General features: G+C 71.2%; 17 protein-coding genes. 9 read left to right on the top strand and 8 right to left on the bottom strand.

Going from position 1 to position 19,297, the window contains the following annotated elements:
- Position 1: 1 nt before the first annotated feature.
- The 3 genes from ACX9TP_RS38550 to ACX9TP_RS38540 all read left to right on the top strand — a co-directional run bounded on the left by ACX9TP_RS38550 (position 2) and on the right by ACX9TP_RS38540 (position 4,461).
- Positions 2 to 805, top strand: a complete 804-nt coding sequence (locus tag ACX9TP_RS38550) for an ABC transporter permease (protein ID WP_482975663.1) — start codon at positions 2 to 4, stop codon at positions 803 to 805.
- Between the two features lie 180 nt (positions 806 to 985).
- Positions 986 to 3,166, top strand: coding sequence for a Kelch repeat-containing protein (locus ACX9TP_RS38545; protein WP_482975662.1), 2,181 nt, complete (start codon positions 986 to 988; stop codon positions 3,164 to 3,166).
- Positions 3,167 to 3,345: 179 nt separating this feature from the next.
- Positions 3,346 to 4,461: an esterase/lipase family protein gene (locus tag ACX9TP_RS38540; protein WP_482975661.1), complete on the top strand. Its 1,116-nt coding sequence runs from the start codon at positions 3,346 to 3,348 to the stop codon at positions 4,459 to 4,461.
- Positions 4,462 to 4,501: 40 nt separating this feature from the next.
- Here ACX9TP_RS38540 and ACX9TP_RS38535 read toward each other — a convergent pair whose 3' ends face one another.
- From ACX9TP_RS38535 to ACX9TP_RS38525, 3 genes are all read right to left on the bottom strand, one after another.
- A complete protein-coding gene (locus ACX9TP_RS38535) occupies positions 4,502 to 4,828 on the bottom strand; it encodes a type II toxin-antitoxin system RelE/ParE family toxin (RefSeq protein ID WP_482975660.1) in 327 nt (108 codons plus the stop codon).
- The gene (locus ACX9TP_RS38530) at positions 4,828 to 5,067 is read right to left on the bottom strand and encodes an addiction module protein (protein ID WP_482975659.1); all 240 of its coding nucleotides are present in this window, start codon (positions 5,065 to 5,067) and stop codon (positions 4,828 to 4,830) included. Before ACX9TP_RS38530 ends, ACX9TP_RS38535 begins: the two co-directional genes overlap by 1 nt.
- Before the next feature lie 69 nt (positions 5,068 to 5,136).
- Positions 5,137 to 6,030, bottom strand: a complete 894-nt coding sequence (locus ACX9TP_RS38525) for a helix-hairpin-helix domain-containing protein (protein WP_482975658.1) — start codon at positions 6,028 to 6,030, stop codon at positions 5,137 to 5,139.
- Between the two features lie 200 nt (positions 6,031 to 6,230).
- On the opposite strand from ACX9TP_RS38525, the gene ACX9TP_RS38520 reads away from it, so the two are divergent.
- Positions 6,231 to 7,859 carry a peptide chain release factor 3 gene (locus ACX9TP_RS38520; RefSeq protein ID WP_482975657.1) on the top strand — a complete coding sequence of 543 codons (1,629 nt, stop codon included), beginning with the start codon at positions 6,231 to 6,233 and terminating at the stop codon, positions 7,857 to 7,859.
- 31 nt (positions 7,860 to 7,890) lie between these two features.
- Here the strand turns inward: ACX9TP_RS38520 and ACX9TP_RS38515 are convergent, their stop codons facing one another.
- Positions 7,891 to 8,433 carry a hypothetical protein gene (locus ACX9TP_RS38515; RefSeq protein WP_482975656.1) on the bottom strand — a complete coding sequence of 181 codons (543 nt, stop codon included), beginning with the start codon at positions 8,431 to 8,433 and terminating at the stop codon, positions 7,891 to 7,893.
- Between the two features lie 71 nt (positions 8,434 to 8,504).
- Here ACX9TP_RS38515 and ACX9TP_RS38510 point away from each other — a divergent pair, with 71 nt between their 5' ends.
- Entirely contained in the window at positions 8,505 to 9,998 is a 1,494-nt protein-coding gene (locus tag ACX9TP_RS38510) for a carboxypeptidase M32 (RefSeq protein ID WP_482975655.1), read from the top strand.
- Between the two features lie 7 nt (positions 9,999 to 10,005).
- Here the strand turns inward: ACX9TP_RS38510 and ACX9TP_RS38505 are convergent, their stop codons facing one another.
- The 3 genes from ACX9TP_RS38505 to ACX9TP_RS38495 form a co-directional block, all read right to left on the bottom strand.
- Positions 10,006 to 10,362 (bottom strand): four-helix bundle copper-binding protein, encoded by a 357-nt coding sequence (locus ACX9TP_RS38505; protein WP_163998050.1) that lies wholly within the window; start codon positions 10,360 to 10,362, stop codon positions 10,006 to 10,008.
- 166 nt (positions 10,363 to 10,528) lie between these two features.
- On the bottom strand, positions 10,529 to 13,273 hold the full coding sequence (locus ACX9TP_RS38500) for a M1 family metallopeptidase (RefSeq protein ID WP_482975654.1): 2,745 nt from the start codon (positions 13,271 to 13,273) through the stop codon (positions 10,529 to 10,531).
- Positions 13,274 to 13,445: 172 nt separating this feature from the next.
- Entirely contained in the window at positions 13,446 to 14,615 is a 1,170-nt protein-coding gene (locus ACX9TP_RS38495; protein WP_482975653.1) for a ribonuclease D, read from the bottom strand.
- A gap of 65 nt (positions 14,616 to 14,680) precedes the next feature.
- Here ACX9TP_RS38495 and ttcA point away from each other — a divergent pair, with 65 nt between their 5' ends.
- From ttcA to ACX9TP_RS38475, 4 genes are all read left to right on the top strand, one after another.
- Entirely contained in the window at positions 14,681 to 15,535 is an 855-nt protein-coding gene (gene ttcA / locus ACX9TP_RS38490; RefSeq protein ID WP_482975652.1) for a tRNA 2-thiocytidine(32) synthetase TtcA, read from the top strand.
- Positions 15,514 to 16,338 carry a TerB family tellurite resistance protein gene (locus tag ACX9TP_RS38485; RefSeq protein WP_482975651.1) on the top strand — a complete coding sequence of 275 codons (825 nt, stop codon included), beginning with the start codon at positions 15,514 to 15,516 and terminating at the stop codon, positions 16,336 to 16,338. The genes ttcA and ACX9TP_RS38485 overlap by 22 nt, the downstream gene beginning before the upstream one ends.
- A 12-nt stretch (positions 16,339 to 16,350) precedes the next feature.
- The gene (locus ACX9TP_RS38480) at positions 16,351 to 17,175 is read left to right on the top strand and encodes a phosphate/phosphite/phosphonate ABC transporter substrate-binding protein (protein ID WP_482975650.1); all 825 of its coding nucleotides are present in this window, start codon (positions 16,351 to 16,353) and stop codon (positions 17,173 to 17,175) included.
- A 65-nt stretch (positions 17,176 to 17,240) separates the two neighbouring features.
- Positions 17,241 to 17,603, top strand: coding sequence for a GFA family protein (locus ACX9TP_RS38475; RefSeq protein WP_482975649.1), 363 nt, complete (start codon positions 17,241 to 17,243; stop codon positions 17,601 to 17,603).
- Between the two features lie 123 nt (positions 17,604 to 17,726).
- Here ACX9TP_RS38475 and ACX9TP_RS38470 read toward each other — a convergent pair whose 3' ends face one another.
- Positions 17,727 to 19,247 (bottom strand): serine/threonine protein kinase, encoded by a 1,521-nt coding sequence (locus tag ACX9TP_RS38470; RefSeq protein WP_482975648.1) that lies wholly within the window; start codon positions 19,245 to 19,247, stop codon positions 17,727 to 17,729.
- Positions 19,248 to 19,297: the final 50 nt, after the last annotated feature.

Genomic DNA, 19,297 nt, shown 5'->3' with positions numbered 1-19,297 from the left:
CATGGTGCGGCGCTATTGGCGACTGCTGGGCATCCAGCTCAAGGCGTCCGGGCTGCTGGCGCTCCAGTACCGCGCGGACTTCTTCACGGAGGGGCTTACGTCCCTCTTCTGGACCTTCACCGCGCTGGCGCCGCTGTTCGTCGTCTACGGCGAGCGGCCCGTGGTGGAGGGCTGGGGCTTCGGCGAGGCGCTGCTGGTGGTGGGCTGGTTCACCCTGCTGCAGGGCATCCTCGAGGGCGCCATCAACCCCAGCCTCACCGGCGTGGTGGACCACATCCGCAAGGGCACGCTGGACTTCGTGCTGCTCAAGCCCGCGGACGCGCAGTTCCTCGTGTCCACCCAGCGCTTCCTGCCCTGGCGCGCCTTCAACGTGCTCACCGGGCTGGGGCTGTTCGTCTACGCCTTCGCGAAGCTGGGGCACGGGCCGTCGGTGACGGGCGTGCTGGCGTCGGTGCTGCTGCTGGGCACCAGCACGCTGCTGCTCTACTCGCTGTGGATTCTGACGGTGAGCGCGGCCTTCTTCGTCGTGCGCGTGGACAACCTCACGTACCTCTTCACGTCCATCTTCGACTTCGCGCGCTGGCCGTCCTCCGTCTTCCAGGGCGTGGCCAAGGGCGCGCTGACGATTTTCTTCACGTACGTCATCCCGCTGGCGCTGATGACCACCTTCCCCGCCGAGGCCATGCTGGGGCGCCTGCCACTGCATGCGCTCTTCGGCGCCGTGGGGGGCTCGGCCGCCTTCGCCTGGGTGGCCCGCAGGGTGTGGCTGCGCTCCATCGGCCACTACACGTCCGCCAGCAGCTAGCCCGGGCCGCCCGCCCGCCTGCCTGCCTGCCCCATGGGGCTGGGTGTCTACGACCCCACCCGGTGGAGTGTTCACTTTCGGCGGGTGCAATGGCCTCCCGAGCACGGGGTGGAGTAAAGGCGGCAGAACGTGGGCCCCCGCCCACCTCCCCCCTCAAGTCGGAAAAAAGGACTCCTCCCCATGAATTGCCCTGCTGGGTTCGGCCGCATGGCCGCGCTCGTGATGACGCTCGCCATGGCGGGCTGTTCACACGAGGATTTTGCAGAGTCGCTGGATAATCTGGAAGTCGAGAACGCTGAGCTGAACGGAACGACCTGGTCGGCGGTGGCGAGCATGTCCACGCAGCGTGTGGACCACACCGCGACGTTGCTGCGCTCGGGCCGGGTGCTGGTGGCCGGTGGCCAGACAGCGAGCGCGGAATTGTACGATGCGAAGCTTGGACTGTGGTCCAACGTGGGCTCGATGGTGGCCGCGCGCCGCCGCCACACCGCGACGCTGCTGCCGTCCGGGAAGGTGCTCGTGGTGGGCGGCGACTCCGGCGCGTCCTCCACCGGCACCGCCGAATCGTATGACCCGGCCACGGGCCTGTGGACGGCCACGGGCAGCCTGGACTCGCTGCGCTCCGGCCACACCGCGACGCTGCTGAACACCGGGAAGGTGCTGGTGGCGGGCGGTGAGAATGGCACGGGCGGCGGGCTGGCCACCGCGCGGCTGTACGACGTGGCGACGGGCACGTGGGCGGTGACGGGCAGCCTCTCCACGTCGCGCGTGGGCCACACCGCGACGACGCTGCCGTCCGGGAAGGTGCTGGTGACGGGCGGGCGCAATCGCCCGGGCGGCACCTTCCTGCGGACCGCGGAGGTGTATGACCCGGCCACGGGCCTGTGGACGACGACGGCGCCCATGAGCGGCGTGCGCTCCGGCCACACCGCGACGCTGCTGTTGTCCGGCAAGGTGCTGGTGGCGGGCGGACTGGTGGATGAGTTCACCGCCACGCGCACCTCCGAGCTGTATGACCCGGCCACCGGCACGTGGACGCCCACCGTCAGCTTCCTGCCCATGGAGCGGGCGATGCACACCGCCACGCTGCTGCACTCGGGCGAGGTGCTCGTCACCGGCGGCACCGACGGCGGCGAGCCGTACCTCCAGAGCGTGGCGCTGTACGAGCCGACCAGCAGCCGGTGGTTCACCACGTACTCCATGGGGACGAGCCGGCTCGGCCACACGGCCACGCTGCTGAACACCGGCGACCTGCTCGTCGCCGGAGGCCGTCCTGACGGCGGGCCGGCCACCGCGAGCGCCGAGCGCTACACCCCGCAGACGCCGCCCTGGCGGCTGACGGGCGCCATGACGGCGGCGCGCTACCACCAATCCATCACCACGCTGGACTCCGGCCAGGTGCTGGTGGCGGGCGGCACGGCCACCGGCAACAGCGCGCTCATGGGCGCCGAGCTCTACGACGAGCACACGGGGACGTGGGTGGCGGCGGGCACGCTCGTGACGCCGCGCTTCCTGCACAGCGGCACGAAGCTGCCCTCCGGCAAGGTGCTGGTGGCGGGAGGGCAGGGCAGCTCGTCCCTCTTCCTCTCCTCCGCGGAGCTGTATGACCCGACGACGCATGTCTGGGCGCCCACCGGCGCGCTGGCCACCCCGCGCTCGCGTCACACGGCGACGCTGCTGAACTCGGGGCAGGTGCTGGTGGTGGGCGGGCGGATGAGCTCCAGCTTCAGCAGCCTCCTCAACACCGCGGAGCTGTACGACGCGACGGCCGGCACGTGGCGCGCCGCGCCGAGCATGAGCCTCAAGCGGCTCAACCACACCGCCACGCTGCTGCAGTCCGGCAAGGTGCTGGTGGTGGGTGGCACCACCCCGGACGGGGACACGGCCACGGCGGAGCTGTATGACCCGGCCTCCGACACGTGGGCCGCCACGGGCTCCATGGCGGCCACGCGGTACGGGCACGCGGCGGTGCCGCTGCGCGACGGCAAGGTGCTGGTGGTGGGCGGCTGGAGCGGGCGGGGCGCCGTGGCCACCGCCGAGTTGTATGACCCGTACACCGGCCAGTGGTCCTCGGTGGCGTCCATGTCCGTCGCGCGCTACGGGCCCATGGCCACGCTGCTGGAGCCCTCCGGCCGCGTGCTGGTGCTGGGCGGCGACGGCGGCACCAGCGTGGGCCTCCTGGACTCCTCGGAGGTGTATGACCAGGGCACCGGCCTGTGGACCCCCGCGGGCTCGCTGTCCACGCCGCTGACGAGCGCGGGCGTGGCGAAGCTGCCGGGCTCCGGCCGCGTGCTCGTCTGCGGCGGCCTGGGTACGAGCGGCGCCCTCACCTCCACGGAGCTGTACACGCCCGCGCTCTGAGCGCGCGCCCCGAGGCCTCTGTCCGCCCCCTTCTGTATGGGGGCGGACGACCTGGACTGGGGGTGTGCTTCGACCCGTTGACTCGAATGTCAACCGTGCGAGGGTTGCGCTGCTCTCCCTGGCAATCCGGGAGTCGCAGCTGTTCCAAACCCCCCCTCAGCAGCGTGAAGGAGCCGGTGATGAAGAGGCTTCAGGCGGTCCTCGTGACAGCGGTGTGCGCGGGAGTGCTCGGGCTTGCGCCCGAGGCCCGCGCGGGTGCGGCGAAGACGACGTACCCGGTGGTGTTCGCCCACGGCATGGGCGGGTTCGACGACCTGCTCGGCTACGACTACTGGGGCGACGACTACGGCATGTTCGTGGGGGACGCGTGCGACGCGCTCTTCGAGACGGACTGCAACGAGGACATCGACGCGGGTCAGAAGTCCTTCGTGGCGCAGGTGGCACCGTTCCAGTCCTCGGAGGTGCGGGGGCTGGACCTGGCGAACGACATCGAGGGCTTCATGGCGACGTCGGGCGCGGCGAAGGTGAACCTCATCGGCCACTCGCAGGGTGGCATCGACGCGCGCAAGGCGGCGCGGGTGCTGCGCGAGCGGCGCGGCGTCACGGCGGTGGCGGTGCTGGTGAGTGTGTCCTCGCCGCACCGGGGCTCGCCGGTGGCGAAGTACATCCTGGACCTGAAGCCGGGCGTGACGAGCGTCGTCGCCGCGCTGGCGGAGTACTACGGCAACGTCGTCTACCGGGCGGGCAATGACGCGTTCGCGGGCGCCAAGCAGCTCGTCTACAACGACTACTCGGCCACGGACGGCGTCACCACGGGCATGAAGGCGTTCAACGACAAGTACCCGGTGAGCACGAGCTACGCGGGCCGCTACGTGTCGCTCATCACCGCGCAGAACGGCGTCAACGTGAATCCGGCGCTGTACCTGTTGAGCGAGTTCTTCTTCGACATCGACGGGGACGGGTACTGCGCGAACGACGGCGACAACGACGGCGCGGGCGGCTGCGGCGACGGCGTGCGCAACGAGGCGGATGACGATGGCCTGGTGGGCATCAACTCGCAGCAGATGGGCACCCGGCTGCGCTACTCGGAGTCGACGTTCGGCTTCGACTCGGTGACGAACGACACGTCCGTCGCCGCGGTGACGAGCCTCAACGCGCCGACGAGCGCGCAGATGACGTCCACCTCCAGCGTCATCACCCAGGACCACCTGGACGTCGTGGGCGTGGGGCCGGACACGTTCGACGAGCCGGAGTTCTACGCCGCCATCTTCCAGTACATCGCGACGTACGACTGAGCGGTGACACGGGCGGGGGCCGGGCATGCCCGGGCCCCTGCTAGTGCGCGTCCCGCGGTGCGCGTCGCAGCCAGTACGAGGGGCGCCGGCGCGCGTGGGCAATCGCCAGGACGAACACCCGCTCGTTGAAAACCAGGTACGGCAGGCCGTAGGGAAACCGCTCCATGACGAAGCGGCGGATGCCCAGCGGCTTCGCGCGCGCATCCGGCCAGAGCGGCCAGGTGTGAGGGCTCGAGGCGATGGCCTTCAGGTGGGCCTGAAGGTCCGCGAAGAACTCCGCACCCAGGCCGGCGCGTCGCTCCTCGTACCAGTCCACGACGATGCCCACTTCCTGAGCGGCTTCGGGGTGGAGCTCGATTCGCAGCATCAGCGCCGGGACTTCAGTCGGGCGGTGATTCGGGCCTCGACCTCTTCCCAGGGGACAGTCTTGACGCGGCCCTGCCGGATGTCCTCGGCACGACGCTCCAGCTCCGGAGCCCACTCGGCCTCGGCATTTCCATCGTCCGGACTCTCATCCAGGCTGAGCAGCAGCTTGTGCGCGACCTCGGCGCGCTCCTCGGGAGGAAGCTGGAGCACGTCCTTGAGCAGGTCGTCCTTGGTGGCCATCGACGTGAATCCTACCTGTCCGGAGCCGCGCTGGCATGTCGTGTCGCCTGCCACTGGACTTCCGGGGCTTCACGCCCCCGGCTGCGTCTCCTCCGCCTCCACCCCGTAGTACGCGAGGCACTCCACTTCCCGCCCGCGCACCACGCGCCTGCCGTCGAGCGGGCCTCCATGCGCGGTGACGACGGTGCACTGGCCCTCCTCGTCGTCTTTGTCGAAGTAGAGCACCACCCAGTCCTTCGTGGTGCCCTGCTGGTGCGCCAGCGCCGTGTTGGAGAACAGCGCCCGGATGTTCCACCCCTCCACCTTGCGCCGCAGCACCGGCAGCCACGCCTCACCCGACGGGTTGAACCGGCGCGGAGCAATCCTCCGCAGCTCTCCCGCCGCCGCGCGCCGCCGGTACTCCTCGTCCATCTCCAGCAGCAGTCCAATCTCCGGCTGCGCTCCCTGGGCCGCTGCCGCCTGGAGTCGCGCCGCCCCGCGCCGCTGACGTCCGAGCCGCGCCGCCAGCAGCTCGCGCACCTGCTGCCCGCGCCGGGGCCCGAAGCCCTCCACCCCCTCCAGGCTCCCGTCGTGCGCCGCCTGCTCCAGCTCCTCCAGCGTCCTCACCCCCAGCTCCGCGTGGATGCGGTGCGCCAGCTCCGGGCCGATGCCGGGCACGCTCGCGAGCAGCTGCTCGGGCGACGCTTCGGACTCCAGCCGCTCGAGCAGTCCCAGCGCCCCGGTCCGCACCCACTCCGCCACCGCCGCCGCGATGCTCTTGCCCACCCCGGGCAGCTCGCGAAGGCCCGCCTCACCGTCCGCGGCGAGCACCTCCGCCACCGGCTTCGGCCACTTCGCGATGCTCGCCGCCGCCTTGCGGTACGCGTTCACCCGGAAGGGCATGGCGTCCTGCTCCTCCAGCAGGTCCGCCACCCGCTCCAGCATGTCCGCGACGTCGATGTTGTCCTTCCATTTCGTGCCCATGGCTACCTTGAAGGTGGGACGGCGCAAGGCCAACCGCCAGTCCCGCCCCGGCCCACGTCCAGCAGGGCAGGCGGGCAGGCGAGGCGAGCGGCTCCCCGTCCCAGGGAAAGGCCCGCTCTGCCGCCCGGATTCCGGGCTGGGCACCCGGCGCTCGTTGCGGGCTGCAAGGAAAGACCGCGCGTGATAGTTGGCCTCGGGTCATGACGAACGAGCTCGACAGGGAGGTCGCCCGCAGGCGCACCTTCGCGATCATCTCCCACCCCGACGCGGGCAAGACCACGCTGACGGAGAAGCTGCTGCTCTACGGCGGCGCCATCCACCTGGCCGGCAGCGTGAAGGCCAAGCGCGCGCGCCGCCACGCCACCTCTGACTGGATGGAGCTGGAGAAGGAGCGCGGCATCTCCGTGACGTCGTCCGTCCTCCAGTTCGTCTACCGCGACCATGCGGTGAACCTGCTGGACACCCCGGGCCACCAGGACTTCTCCGAGGACACCTACCGCACCCTCGCGGCGGCCGACTCGGCGGTGATGCTCATCGACGCCGCGAAGGGCGTCGAGCCCCAGACGAAGAAGCTCTTCAAGGTCTGCCGCATGCGCGGCATCCCCATCTTCACCTTCGTCAACAAGCTGGACCGGTACGGCCGTGAGCCCCTGGACCTCATGGACGAGCTGGAGCAGGTGCTCGGCATCCGCTCCTACCCGATGAACTGGCCCATCGGCATGGGGCCGGACTTCCGCGGCGTCTATGACCGCAAGGCCCGCGTCGTCCACATCTTCTCCGCCGAGGGCTCCCACGGCGAGTCGGAGGTCGCCGAGCGCTCGGTCTCCATCGACTCGGACGAAATCAAGAGCGTCCTCACCGAGTCCGAGCTGGCGAAGCTCCACGGCGACATCGAGCTGCTGGACATCGGCGGCGACGAGTTCACCCGCGAGAAGCACGACTCGGGACAGCTGTCGCCCATGTTCTTCGGCAGCGCGATGACGAACTTCGGCGTGCGCCCCTTCCTGGACGAGTTCCTGGACCTGGCGCCCGCGCCCACCGCGCGTCCCACGAAGACGGGCCCCCGCGAGCCCACCAACCCCAAGTTCGCGGGCTTCGTCTTCAAGATTCAAGCGAACATGGACCCGGCGCACAGAGACCGCATCGCCTTCATGCGCGTGGTCAGCGGCCGCTACACGAAGGGCATGAGCGCCTTCCACTCGCGCCTGGGCAAGGAAGTGCGCCTGGCCAAGCCGAGCCAGTTCATGGCCGCCGAGCGCACGGCGATTGAAGACGCGTGGCCCGGGGACGTCATCGGCCTGTTCGACCCGGGGCAGTACCGCATCGGCGACACGCTGGCCGAGGGCGGCACCGACGTGGAGTTCGAGGGCGTGCCGCGCTTCAGCCCGGAGTTCTTCGCGGTGGTGCGCTCCAAGGACCCGCTGCGCCGCAAGCAGATGGAGAAGGGGCTGGAGCAGCTCTCGGAAGAGGGCACGGTGCAGATCTTCCAGCAGCTGCAGATGGGCATGAAGGACCCCATCGTCGGCGTGGTCGGCGCCCTCCAGTTCGAGGTGCTGCAGTACCGCCTGGAGCACGAGTACGGGGCGAAGATTGCCCTGGACCGGCTGCCCTTCAGCCACGCGCGCTGGGTGGTGGGCGCCAACTTCGACCCGAAGTCGTTCGACTGGGAGGGCAACCGTCAGACGGTGCAGGACCGCGACGGCCTGCCCCTGGTGCTCTTCCGCGACGACTGGGCGCTCCAGCACGCCGAGGACAAGCACCCGGAGCTGAAGTTCGTCTCCGAGGCGCCCATGCTCCGGAAGATGGCGGAAGCGGCCACCGGCTCCTGAGCCGGCGACCGCACCGGGGGCGGGTGGCGCTCTACTTGTAGGGCGCCACCGTGCCGCCGCGGAACGCGGAGTCGCGCAGCACCAGGCCCTCCTTGAAGAGGCGCGCGGCCTTGGGGCCGACGAAGAAGCCCTTGGGGTCGCCCTTGCGGTAGGTCTTCTTCACGAACTCCTCAATCTCCAGGAACAGGAGCCGGAACCTGTCCGGCGCCGCATTCTTGCGGCCCGTCTGCGCGGTGATGTCCAGCTCCGCCCAGAACTGGCCGCTGAGCAGCTCTCCCTCCTCGTTGGGGCGCGAGCGCTCCATGAAGATGACGGGCGAGCGCACCTCGTCGATGCGCCAGTAGCCCTTGTCGGGCCCGCGCTTCACCTTGTCCACGATGGCGGGGCCCAAATCACTGGCCACCATGTAGAGGTCCTCGGGCGGCAGCTTGGGGATGTTCTCCATGCTCGCGCGGAAGGTCTGCCAGTCCTCGGGGACGCGCCGCGGGTAGACCTCCAGCGTGAAGCGCTCCAGGAAGCGGAAGAAGGCGACTTCGTCGTCGGGGGACATGAAGAACTGAAGGACGTTGGCCATCGCGCAGCCCTCATACCCCTGAGTGCGTCTTCCGCGAAAGTCCGCCGCGAAGCGCGCTAAGAATCCCGGGCATGGATACCTGGCTGCTCTCCCGAATGCAGGAGCTCCGCGACCTCCAGGGCCTCATCGGCCTGGCCACCTGGGACCAGGAGACGTACCTGCCCGCCAGGGCGGGCCCCGCGCGCGCCCACCAGCTCTCCACCCTCCAGGGGCTGCACCACGAGCGGCTGGTGGACCCCCGGCTGGGCGAGGCCCTCGCGAAGGCCGCCGCCCAGGACGGCCTGTCGGAGGACGCGCGCGCCATGGTGCGCGTGCTCAGCCGCGAGCGGGAGCGCGAGGTGCGCGTCCCCTCCGCCCTGGTGAAGGCCCTCGCCGAGGCCCAGAGCCGCGCCCTCCACGCCTGGCGCGAGGCGCGAAAGGAAAAGAGCTTCGCCGTCTTCCAGCCCGCGCTGGGGCGCCTGCTGGAGCTGCGCCGCGAGCAGGCGGACGCCTACGGCCACGGCGGCGAGCGCTACGACGCGCTGCTGGAGGGCCACGAGCCCGGCATGCGCGTGGAGCGGCTCACCCCGGTGCTGGCCGCGCTGCGTGAGCAGCTCATCCCCATGGTGGGCAAGCTCGCCGCCGCGCGCCGCACCGTGCCCCGCCTCTTCGACGGGCGCCGGTACGACAGGGACGCGCAGTGGGCCTTCACGGTGCGGCTCCTGAAGGACATCGGCTTCGACCTGGAGGCGGGCCGGCAGGACATCAGCATCCACCCCTTCACCGGGGGCACGCACCCGCAGGACGTGCGCCTCACCACGCACGTGGACGAGTCCAACCCGCTGTCCGCCATCTTCAGCACCATCCACGAGGCGGGCCACGGCCTGTACGAGCAGGGCTTCGCCCCCGAGCACTACCGCACGCCGCTGGCCGCCGCGCCCTCCATGGGCCTGCACGAGTCCCAGTCCCGCCTCTGGGAGAACATCGTCGGCCGGAGCCGGCCCTTCTGGGAGCACTACTTCCCAGGGCTGCGCGCCGCCTTCCCGGACGCCCTGTCCGGCGTGGACGTGGAGGGCTTCCACGCGGCCGTCAACGAGGTGAGCCCCTCGCTCATCCGCATCGAGTCCGACGAGGTGACGTACAACCTCCACATCGCCCTGCGCTACGAGCTGGAGCTGCTCCTGGTGCGCGACGAGCTGCCGCTGGCGGACCTGCCCGCGGCGTGGAACGCGCGCATGGAGAAGTACCTGGGCGTCGTCCCGCCCGACGACACGCGCGGGGTGCTCCAGGACATCCACTGGGCGTGGGGCGAGCTGGGCTACTTCCCCACGTACTCGCTGGGCAACCTCTACGCCGCGTCCCTCTACCGGGCCGCGGAGCGCGCCCTGCCGGACCTGCACGGCCACCTGCGCCGGGGCGAGCTCTTGCCCCTGCGCGACTGGCTGCGCGCCAACGTCCACAGCCAGGGCTTCCGCCTGCCGGCCGAGGAGCTGGTGCGGGGCGTGACGGGAAAGGGCCTCACCGACGCGGACTTCCTCGCCTACCTGCGCGAGAAGTACGGCGCGCTGTACGGCGTGACGCTCTGAGGAAGTGTCAGTGGGCGAACAGCAGGGGCCTGCACGCGCGGGCCAGCTGCAGCGCGTCGCGGGCGAGCGCGTAGGAGTCCGGGTCCTCCGCGTCCAGCCACGCGGTACGGGCCACGCGGTTGCCCAGCTCGAAGCACAGGCTGGCGGTGCGGCGGGCCAGCCGGCTCTCCTTCTGCAGGGCGCGCACGTTCAGCTCGCACAGCTCCGCACACTGCCGGAGCAGGCGTACCACCTCGCCGCCCATCGGCTGTCCACGGGCCACCATTCGCGCCATGCCTTCCTCGCAGGACGCCTGGCACTGGAGGCTCGCGGCGATGCAACGGGAGATGTCCGCGCGTGCACCATCCACCCTGGCTCCCAGCATTGCGTGCACCTCCACGAGGAGGACAAAACTATGCACGCGCGCCCTGTCGGCAACCGGAAGTGGGGGGCCCCGGGGTGCGTGTTCAACGGTGGGCCTTGTGAGCGCTCACCCCCCATCCTCTCGGGAAATGAGGCGTCCGCGCGAGCACACATTCCTGCACCGGCTGTCAGTAGCGCGTGAGGAAGCGCTCCAGCCCCGGGCGCAGCGCCGCGCGCTGGGCGATGCACAGGTCCACGCGCTCCAGCGACTGCGCCAGGGTGCGCTCGCCGCCTTCGATGTGCTGCGCGTGCGGGCCGAAGAAGTCGGCCACCTGCTGGCGGTGCTCGGCGTCGCAGAAGAAGCTGCCGGTGGCCAACAGCCACGTGGCGACGTCGCGGGGAAGGCGCTGGCGCAGCGGCTCGAAGTGCTCGCGCAGGAAGCCGAAGGCGCCGGCGCGGGTGGGGGGCTCGGAGAGCTGGCCGAAGAGGATGGGCAGCGCCTCGCGTGCGTCCACCTCCGGGGCCAGCAGCAGCTGCAGGCTGGCGCGGGAGAGCGTCGGGTCCTTGAAGGTGCCCAGCGCGCCGAAGATGAGCTCGCGCTCGCGGCCGCTCGGCGTGTTGCGCAGGGCCTCGCGCAGGCGCTGGTGCAGGGCGGCGTCACCTCCGGCCGCGGCGGTGCCGAGCACGGCGGAGGCCGCGTCCAGGGAGAGGACGCTCCGGTCCTCCAGCCAGCGCAGGGCGAGCTTTCGGGCCTCGGCGCGCAGGGCGGCGTCCTCGCCCACGTTGGCCACCAGCCACACCAGCAGCGGGCGCAGCATGCGCTGGTCCTCGCTCTCGCCCGGGCGAGACACGAAGCCCAGCCGGCGCGCGAGCGGGCCGAAGAGGCCGCGCACGAAGCGCGCGCGGTGCGGCAGGAGCGCGTCGGGGATGAACTCGTCCCGCACGCTGCCCACCACGCCCACCGCGCCCGTCACCAGGTCCGGGTCCTCCGGGCGCAAGAGCCGCGTGGCCAGCGTGAGCGCCTGGGCCACGTCCAAATCACCGCTCGCCACCAGGGCCTGGGCGTCGTCCATCAGCACGCGGCGCTCGGTGACGCTCAAGCCCTGGCCGCCCCGGCGCGCCAGCCGCTCCAGCCCGTCCCCGCGCAGGAGCGCGTGGTAGTAGCCGCGCCCGTCCGCGTTGGGGTGGACCTGCTCCGGGCACGCCTTCGCCTCCTTCAGCACCAGCGTGCCCGTGGGCTCCGCGAGCACCGTGCACGCACGCCCCCCGGTGCCGCCAGCGGTGTAGCGAACGCACACCGGCACCTGCCACGGCGTCGCGTCCTCCCCGCCGGGAGAGCCCAGCGGCAGGTAGCGCCGCTGCGCCAGGGCGAGCTGGGGCGGCGCGCCTTCGGGGCACTGGAGCTCCATGGACACGAGCGGCACGCCGGGCTGGTCCAGGAAGGTGGAGAACGCGGGCCCCACGTCCTTGTCCACGGTGGCGGAGAGGGCCCGGAAGAAGTCGTGGGTGGTGGCGGTGCCGCGCGCATGCGTCTGCAGGTAGCGGCGCACGCCGAGCTGGAAGGCGTCCGGCCCCAGCCAGGACTCGAACATGGCCAGCACCGCGGCGCCCTTGCCGTAGGTGATGCCGTCGAAGGCGCCGTGGATGTCGCCGACGGACTCAATGGGCTGGCGGATGCTGCGGGCGCTGACGAGCTGGTCCTCCGCCATGGCCTGGCCGCGCGCCTCCACGCGGCGCACGTCCCAGCGCCACCCGGGCTGCCACTGCGTGACGACCTTGTACGCGAGCCAGTCCGCGAAGGACTCGTTGAGCCACAGGTCGTCCCACCACGCCATGGTGACGAGGTTGCCGAACCACTGGTGCGCCAGCTCGTGCGCCTGCGTCTCCGCGAAGGTGCGCTGGCGCCACAGCGAGTCCCCCTCCACCGGGCCCAGCATGGACTGCGCGCCGAAGGTGATGAGGCCCGGGTGCTCCATGGCGCCGCCCGGCGCGCCGGGCAGGGCCACCACGTCCAGCTTGGCGAAGGGGTAGGGCGTGCCGAACCACTCCTCCAGTCGCTCCAGCAGCGGCGGGGTGACGCGCGCGGCCCAGGCGGCCTCGGCGGCATGGCCCCGCGGCACCAGCATGCGCACCGGCACGGCGTTGCGGCCCGCCCTGCCCGCGTCCACCACCTCGAAGGGACCCACCGCGAAGGCCACGAGGTAGCTGGGCAGGGGCGGCGTGGGCCGGAAGCGCACCGTCTTCCAGCCGTCCTCGCCGCGCTCCTCGGCCTCCACCGGGGAGTTGGAGAAGGCGCTGTCCTCCGCGCGCACGCGCAGGGTGAGCTGCCAGGGGAGCTTGAAGCCGGGCTCGTCGAAGCAGGGGAAGGCGCGCCGCGCGTACAGCGCCTCGAACTGCGTCATCGCGTACCAGCGCCCGGCGTCCTGCTCGCGGAAGATGCCGGAGTCCTCGTTCGCGAGCGCGCGGCCCGTGTACTCCACGTGCAGTGTCGCGGCGCCGGGGCCCACCGGCTCGTCGGTGATGAAGGCGAGGAACTCCCCCATGGGCAGCGCCGCGACAGGCACCTTGCGGCCATTCACCTCCAGGGTGGCGCCCTCCACGAAGAGCTCCTCGCCATGGAGCCACAGCTCGCGGGTGGCCTCCGTCAGGGTGAGCTCCACGTCCGTCGTGCCGCGGAACGCCTCCCGGCGCGGGTCCAGCTCCAGCGTCACCGCCTGCCGCACCGGGCGGGCCCGCGCGTCCAGCCGCAGCGTCGGCGGAACGAGGGCGCGCGGCCCTTCCTCCGAAGTCATGGCGGAGGGCGCGGCTTCGCGGGCCGCGACGGGCGAGGCCCGCGCCGTGGGGGAGGGCGGCTCCTGCCGCGTGCTCACGCAGCCGGCGAGGGTGAGCGCCGTCAGGAGGCACGTGGCCGCGCCGAGGTGTCCGAGCCGCATCGGGAAGGTCTCCGCTCGCGGGACACGACGGCCCGCGACCGCGGACATTCCACCACTCGCCACCGCGCGGCGATAGCGTCCCGCGCGGGTGTCAGGCGTGACGCGGGTGGACGCGAAGCGGCGGCTCCACCCCGGCGGGGAGAAGATTGCGGTGACGGTGTCACCGCGGGTATCAGCCGTTGAGCACGGGGTGTTTGGCGAGCAGCTCGAGGAGCGCCGGCCCGTACAGCCGCAGCCGCTTCTCGCCGAAGTAGGGCACCTGGGCCAGCTCCTCCGCGTCCTTCGGCGGACGGCCCGCGAGCACGTCGAGGATGGGGTTGGGCAGCACCACGCTGGGCGTCACCTTGCGCTCGGTGGCCTTCTCCACGCGGAACTGCTTGAGGGCGTCCTCGCGCTTGCGCCGGTTGACGTCCCGGGGCCCCTTGGCCTCGCGCTCGGGCTCCAGCTCCCCCTTGCGCGACTTCTCCACCAATTCGCGCACCACGCCGAGCACCTCGTCGCCGTAGGTGCGGACGAAGGAGCCGCGCACACCGGCCATGCGCGCCAGCTCGCGGGGGTTGGCGGGCAGCTTCACGGCGATGTCGCCCATCGCCATGTTGGAGAGCATGCGCCCCATGGGGACGTTCTCCTTCTCCGCCCACTCCAGCCGCTTGCGGTGCAGCGCGTGGGCAATGGCGTTGGCCAGGGCCATCTGCGCGGGGTTGAGCCCGCTGCGCGGCAGCTTGGGCTTGAAGTCCGCGCCCACGTCGGGCCGCGCCACCGCCTCGTCACACAGGCGCACGCAGTCCAGCAGCACCTCTTCCAGGATGTCCGCCTCCCGGCACGCGTCGCGGACGTTGCGGCCCAGCTCGCACAGGTAGCGCACGTCGTTGGCGATGTACTCGCGCATGGCGGCGGGCAGCGGGCGGATGGAGAAGTCGGACTGCTGGTGCTCCTTGGGCAGGTCCACCCCCAGCCGCTCGCGGGCGACGTCGGCCAGGCCCACCTTGGGCCAGCCCAGCAGCGTGGCCGCCCGGTGGGTATCGAACAGGCCCTGCACCCGGACGCCCGCCTCGGCGAGGAACTGCAAATCGCCCTGCGCGGCATGGAAGAACTTGGTGCGCGCCGGGTCGGCCATCAGCGGGGCGAGCAGGCGGGCCTCCACCCCGGGCTGGAGGGTGTCGAAGAGGAAGACTTCGTCGTCGGTGGCGAGCTGGAGGAAGCACAGCCGGGCGCGGAAGGCGTGCATGGAGTCCGCCTCCAGGTCCACGGCAATCTCGCGAGCCTCCTCGAGCTTGCGCGTGGCGCTCTGCGCACCAGCGGAATCCACCACGTCCACGGCACCCTGCGGGTAGGTCGGCATCGGGCTGGGCAGGCTAGCGGACCAGGGCTTCCCTTTGAGGTGTTTTTTCCCGGGCCGCCGCTAGGATGGCCACGCCGATGAACGACGTCCAGCGCCTGGAGAAGAGTCTGCTTGGCCACATGGGCCGGGCTATCGCGGACCACCGCCTCATCGAGGCGGGGGACCGCATCATGGTGGGCGTGTCGGGGGGTAAGGACTCCTACACGATGCTCCATCTGCTGCGGGAGCTGCAGCGGCGAGCGCCCGTGAAGTTCGAGCTGCTGGCGGTGAACCTGGACCAGGGACACCCCGGCTTCCCGGCGGACAAGCTGGAGGGCTACTTCCAGCGCGAGGGCTATGCCTACAAGATGCTGAAGGAGGACACCTACAGCATCGTCCTGGAGAAGACGCCTCCCGGGAAGACGCAGTGCTCGGTGTGCTCGCGGATGCGCCGCGGCATCCTCTACACGGCGGCGGTGGAGCTGGGCTGCACCAAGATTGCCCTGGGGCACCACCGGGACGACCTCATCCACACGCTGCTGCTCAACCTCTTCTTCGCCGGCTCCATCAAGGCGATGCCGCCGCTGCTGAAGAGTGACGACGGGCGCAACGTGGTCATCCGCCCGCTGTGTTATGCGCCGGAGAAGGACATCGCGAAGTTCGCGGAGTTGATGCAGTTCCCCATCATCCCCTGTGATTTGTGCGGCACGCAGGAGAACCTCCAGCGCAAGCGGATGCAGCGGCTGGTGGAGGAGCTGGGCAAGGAGATTCCGAACGTCCGTCAGAGCGTGCTCAACGCGATGATGAACGTGCGGCCGTCGCACCTCCTGGACAAGACGCTCAACCCCGACCCGCTGCACGCGCGGGAAGACGGGGCGCCGACAACGGATTCGAACGACACGCAAGGGAGCGCCAGCCCATGGCTCGAGAGCAGGCAGTAAAAGCGCGCAAGGAGCGCAACGGCGCGCTGGTGGAGGCGATGCTGCTGGCGGCCATGGCCGACGGCCGGGTGTCGCAGCGGGAGATGCAGACGCTGCTCAGCCGCGTGCTGGAGCGGCCGGAGTTCGAGGGCACCAAGCCCGACGAACTGAACGCGCTGGTGGAGACGAGCGCGGCGCGGCTGTCCGAGGCGAACGACCTGGAAGAGGTGCTGGCCTCGCTGCGGCGCAGGCTGCCGGACCACAAGAACCGGATGCTGGCCTTCGGGCTGGCGGCGGCGGTGGCGCTGGCGGACCAGCGGGCCACGCGCAACGAGCTGGGCCTCCTGAAGACGTTCCAGGCCGCGCTGGGCATCTCCGAGGACGAGGTGGCGCAAATCATCGACGTCATCGAGAACGGCGGCAGCCTGGCGGAAGCGCTGGGCGAGCCCCTGGAGCGCCTGTTCGCGGAGGTCATGGTGCTGGTGAGCGCCGCGGACGGGAAGCTGAAGGAGGCGGAGGCCCGGGCGCTGGTGGAGAGCTTCGCGGCGGACCCCCTCTTCGAGAACGTCAGCCCGGAGCGCGCGCAGAACTTCGTCAGCGAGGCGGTGGTGGCGCTGGCCGCGGAGGGGCTGCCCCAGCGGCTCCAGGTGCTGGCGCACGGGCTGGCCACGCACCCTCAGCGGGTGAAGGCCTACCGGCTGGCCACGAAGATTGCCCACGCGGGCGGCGAGCCGAGCCTGGCGGAGCAGCGCATCCTGGACATGCTCCAGGCGACGTTCGGGTTGGCTGACGACGAAGTGGCGCGACTGGGCAGGGAGGGGTAGTTAGGGGACTGCATGACCCTGCAAGTCCCATCCGGCCCCCGGCATTCGTTCCGCTTCGGGCTGCCTCCTTCGCTGGGCAACGAGACGGCGCGGGAGCGCGCGGAGCGGCTCGCGGCGTTCCTCCAGCGGGCCCTGGGCAAGGTGGTGGAGGTGTCCGTGGCGCCCAGCTACGAGACGCTCGCCAAGGACCTGTTGTCCGGGCGGGCGGACGCGGCCTGGGCGCCGCCCTTCGTCTGCGCGCGGATGGAGGCGATGGGCGTGCGGGTGGTGGTGCGCGGGGTGCGCCGGGGCATGTCCTCCTACCGGTCGGCGCTGGTGTGCCGGGCGGGGGCGGGGCTGACGGTGGAGCGACTGAAGGGCACCGCGGCGGCCTGGGTGGACCGGGACTCGGTGGCGGGCTACCTGCTGCCCACCGCGTACCTCAAGGCGCAGGGGCACGAGCCCACGCGGGCCTTCTCCGCGCAGCAATTCACGGGCTCGTACCGGGGCGCGCTGGAGGCGGTGCTGGACGGCAAGGCGGACGTGGCGAGCGTCTTCTGCCCGCCGGCCTCCACGGGCCTGACGTTCGCCACGGGCGTGGAGGACGTGCTGGGGCCGGGCGCGGGGCGCCGGTTCGAGCTGATTGCCTACACGGACGAAGCGCCCAATGACGGGGTGCCCGTGGCCATGGGGCTGCCGCCGGAGTTGGTGAGCACGCTGGAGTCCTCGCTGCTGGGCCTGCAGGCGTCGGCGGAGGGGCAGGCGCTGCTGAAGGACATCTTCAACGCGGAGCGCTTCGAGCCCGCGCCGCGCATGGGCTACCGCGCGCTGTACCGGGTGGCGCTGGCGAGCCTGTAGCGGCCCGTGCCGGCTTGTCGCATTTCTCCAATGCAGGTCCGGGGAGACGACGGCAGGATGCGCGCATGACCGAGCTCAAGAGCTACGAAGGCGGCTGTCACTGCGGGAAGGTCCGCTACTCCGTGAAGCTGGACCTGTCCCAGCCCACGGTGGCGTGCAATTGCTCCATCTGCCAGAAGACGGGGACGGTGCTCAGCTTCGTGCCCGTGGAGAGCTTCACGCTGAAGTCCGGGGAGAAGGACCTCACCGACTACCAGTTCAACAAGAAGGTCATCCACCACCTGTTCTGCTCCACGTGCGGCGTGCGCTCCTTCGCGCGCGGCACGGGCCCGGATGGCAAGGAGATGCGCGCCATCAACGTGCGCTGCCTGGACGGCGTGGAGCTCGACAGCCTGCAGGTGATGAAGTTCAACGGCCGGGACCGCTAGTCCCGCTGGACGATGAAGCGGAGGTCGCCGGGTTCCGGCGAACGCTCCGGCAGGCACCAGACGCTGCGGGGGACCGGGCTTGCTCCCGTCCCTCCAGCAGGGCGGAACCTGGAGCCGGGGCTGCTACCGCTCACCCTCGCCGTGGCCACCACCGCGAGGAGGTGCGCGCCGGGGGGCAGGTGCATCCTCCACCGCCGGCCGTGCGGTCTTCGCCGGTGCGGGCTTCGTGCCCGGTGCCGCCGCCGGTGCCTTGGCCACCGCCGCGCCCTTGCCCTGCACGTGCGAGGCAGGTGCCGGCGCGGCGGGCGCGGAAGCACGTCCCTGCGAACCGGGGCCGGGTGCGCCCGCTTCCGCGCTCCTGCCATGTGCCGCGGGCACGGGCGAAGCCGCGGCGGACGAACCCCCGGGGGCCTTCACCGGTGACGCCGACGCGGACGAAACCGTCCGGCCCTGGGCTCCCGGCACGGGCGCCGCCGACGCGGACGAACCTCCGGGGGCCTTCACAGGCGCCGCCGACGCGGACGAAACCGTCCGGCCCGGCACGGGGGACGCCGAAGCAGAGGAGTTCCCCTTCACCGGCGCCGCCGAGGCAGACGAGCCACCAGCCGGCCGCGCGGGCTTCGCCTCGGCCGCCGGCGCACTGGCCGCGAGCCGCGCCGCGAGCTTCGGGTCGTAGTGGATGACGGTGGGCTCTGCCGCGAAGCGCTCCTCCTCCAGCTCCTCCGCGTACATGTCCTGCATGAACGCGGCGAGGTGCGCGGGGATGGCGTGCAGCTTCTGCTGCATGAGGAACTCCTCCAGCGCGAGCTGCAGCTCACCCGCCGTGGAGAAGCGCTCCTCGCGCTTGCGCGCCAGCGCCTTGAGGACAATCGCGTCCAGCGCCTTGGGAATGTCCGGCACCACCTCCGACGGCGGGACAATCTTCGCCCCCACCACCGCCTTGAGCGTGGCCAGCTCCGTGTCCCGCTTGAACAGCCGCGTCAGCGTCAGCAGCTCGTAGAACACCGTCCCCAGGCCGTACACGTCCGAGCGGTGGTCCAGCGGCTCGCCCCGCGCCTGCTCCGGGGACATGTACGCGTGCTTGCCCTTGATGGTGCCCACCATCGTCTGGGACAGCTTCCCGGACGCCTTGGCCACCCCGAAGTCGATGAGCTTCACGCCGCCGTTGAAGCCCACCAGCACGTTCTGCGGCGACACGTCCCGGTGGATCAGCGCCAGCTTCCGTCCGGACGGGCTGCGCGCGTGGTGCGCCGCGTCCAGCCCCGCGGCCGCGTCCGCGATGATGCGGCACTTGAGCCCCAGGGGAATCACCACCTTGCGCTGCTGCGCCCGCACCCCCAGCGGCCCCACCGCCTCGCCGTGCACGTACTCCATGGCGATGAAGTACTGCCCGTCCACGTCCCCCAAATCGTAGATCTGCGCGATGTTGGGGTGGTTGAGGTGCGCGGCGATGCGCCCCTCGTCGAGGAACATCTGGATGAACTCGTCGTCCTCGGACAGGTGGGGCAACAGCCGCTTGAGCACCAGCAGCTTCTGGAAGCCCACGGGGCCCTTCTGCCTCGCGAGGTAGACGGCCCCCATACCGCCGACGGCGATTCTCCGGAGCAGCTCGTAGCGGCCGAACGTTTCCACGACGACCGCCACGATAGCCGCGCCGGGGCAGGGGGCGGAAGCCCGCGGCGCATCATTTCCCG

The sequence above is a fragment of the Pyxidicoccus sp. M15 genome (genome assembly GCF_056858435.1).
This window is presented reverse-complemented; position numbering and strand designations above follow the sequence as displayed.

Excerpts from the sequence above, each read along its gene's own strand:
- ACX9TP_RS38480 (WP_482975650.1), top strand. The coding sequence starts at position 16,351 with ATGACCCTGCAAGTCCCATCCGGCCCCCGGCATTCGTTCCGCTTCGGG.
- ACX9TP_RS38550 (WP_482975663.1), top strand. The coding sequence starts at position 2 with ATGGTGCGGCGCTATTGGCGACTGCTGGGCATCCAGCTCAAGGCGTCC.
- ACX9TP_RS38525 (WP_482975658.1), bottom strand. The coding sequence starts at position 6,030 with ATGGGCACGAAATGGAAGGACAACATCGACGTCGCGGACATGCTGGAG.
- ACX9TP_RS38485 (WP_482975651.1), top strand. The coding sequence starts at position 15,514 with ATGGCTCGAGAGCAGGCAGTAAAAGCGCGCAAGGAGCGCAACGGCGCG.
- ACX9TP_RS38510 (WP_482975655.1), top strand. The coding sequence starts at position 8,505 with ATGGATACCTGGCTGCTCTCCCGAATGCAGGAGCTCCGCGACCTCCAG.
- ACX9TP_RS38535 (WP_482975660.1), bottom strand. The coding sequence starts at position 4,828 with ATGCTGCGAATCGAGCTCCACCCCGAAGCCGCTCAGGAAGTGGGCATC.
- ACX9TP_RS38520 (WP_482975657.1), top strand. The coding sequence starts at position 6,231 with ATGACGAACGAGCTCGACAGGGAGGTCGCCCGCAGGCGCACCTTCGCG.
- ACX9TP_RS38530 (WP_482975659.1), bottom strand. The coding sequence starts at position 5,067 with ATGGCCACCAAGGACGACCTGCTCAAGGACGTGCTCCAGCTTCCTCCC.
- ACX9TP_RS38495 (WP_482975653.1), bottom strand. The coding sequence starts at position 14,615 with ATGCCGACCTACCCGCAGGGTGCCGTGGACGTGGTGGATTCCGCTGGT.
- ACX9TP_RS38475 (WP_482975649.1), top strand. The coding sequence starts at position 17,241 with ATGACCGAGCTCAAGAGCTACGAAGGCGGCTGTCACTGCGGGAAGGTC.
- ACX9TP_RS38500 (WP_482975654.1), bottom strand. The coding sequence starts at position 13,273 with ATGCGGCTCGGACACCTCGGCGCGGCCACGTGCCTCCTGACGGCGCTC.
- ACX9TP_RS38505 (WP_163998050.1), bottom strand. The coding sequence starts at position 10,362 with ATGCTGGGAGCCAGGGTGGATGGTGCACGCGCGGACATCTCCCGTTGC.
- ACX9TP_RS38540 (WP_482975661.1), top strand. The coding sequence starts at position 3,346 with ATGAAGAGGCTTCAGGCGGTCCTCGTGACAGCGGTGTGCGCGGGAGTG.
- ACX9TP_RS38515 (WP_482975656.1), bottom strand. The coding sequence starts at position 8,433 with ATGGCCAACGTCCTTCAGTTCTTCATGTCCCCCGACGACGAAGTCGCC.
- ttcA (WP_482975652.1), top strand. The coding sequence starts at position 14,681 with ATGGCCACGCCGATGAACGACGTCCAGCGCCTGGAGAAGAGTCTGCTT.
- ACX9TP_RS38545 (WP_482975662.1), top strand. The coding sequence starts at position 986 with ATGAATTGCCCTGCTGGGTTCGGCCGCATGGCCGCGCTCGTGATGACG.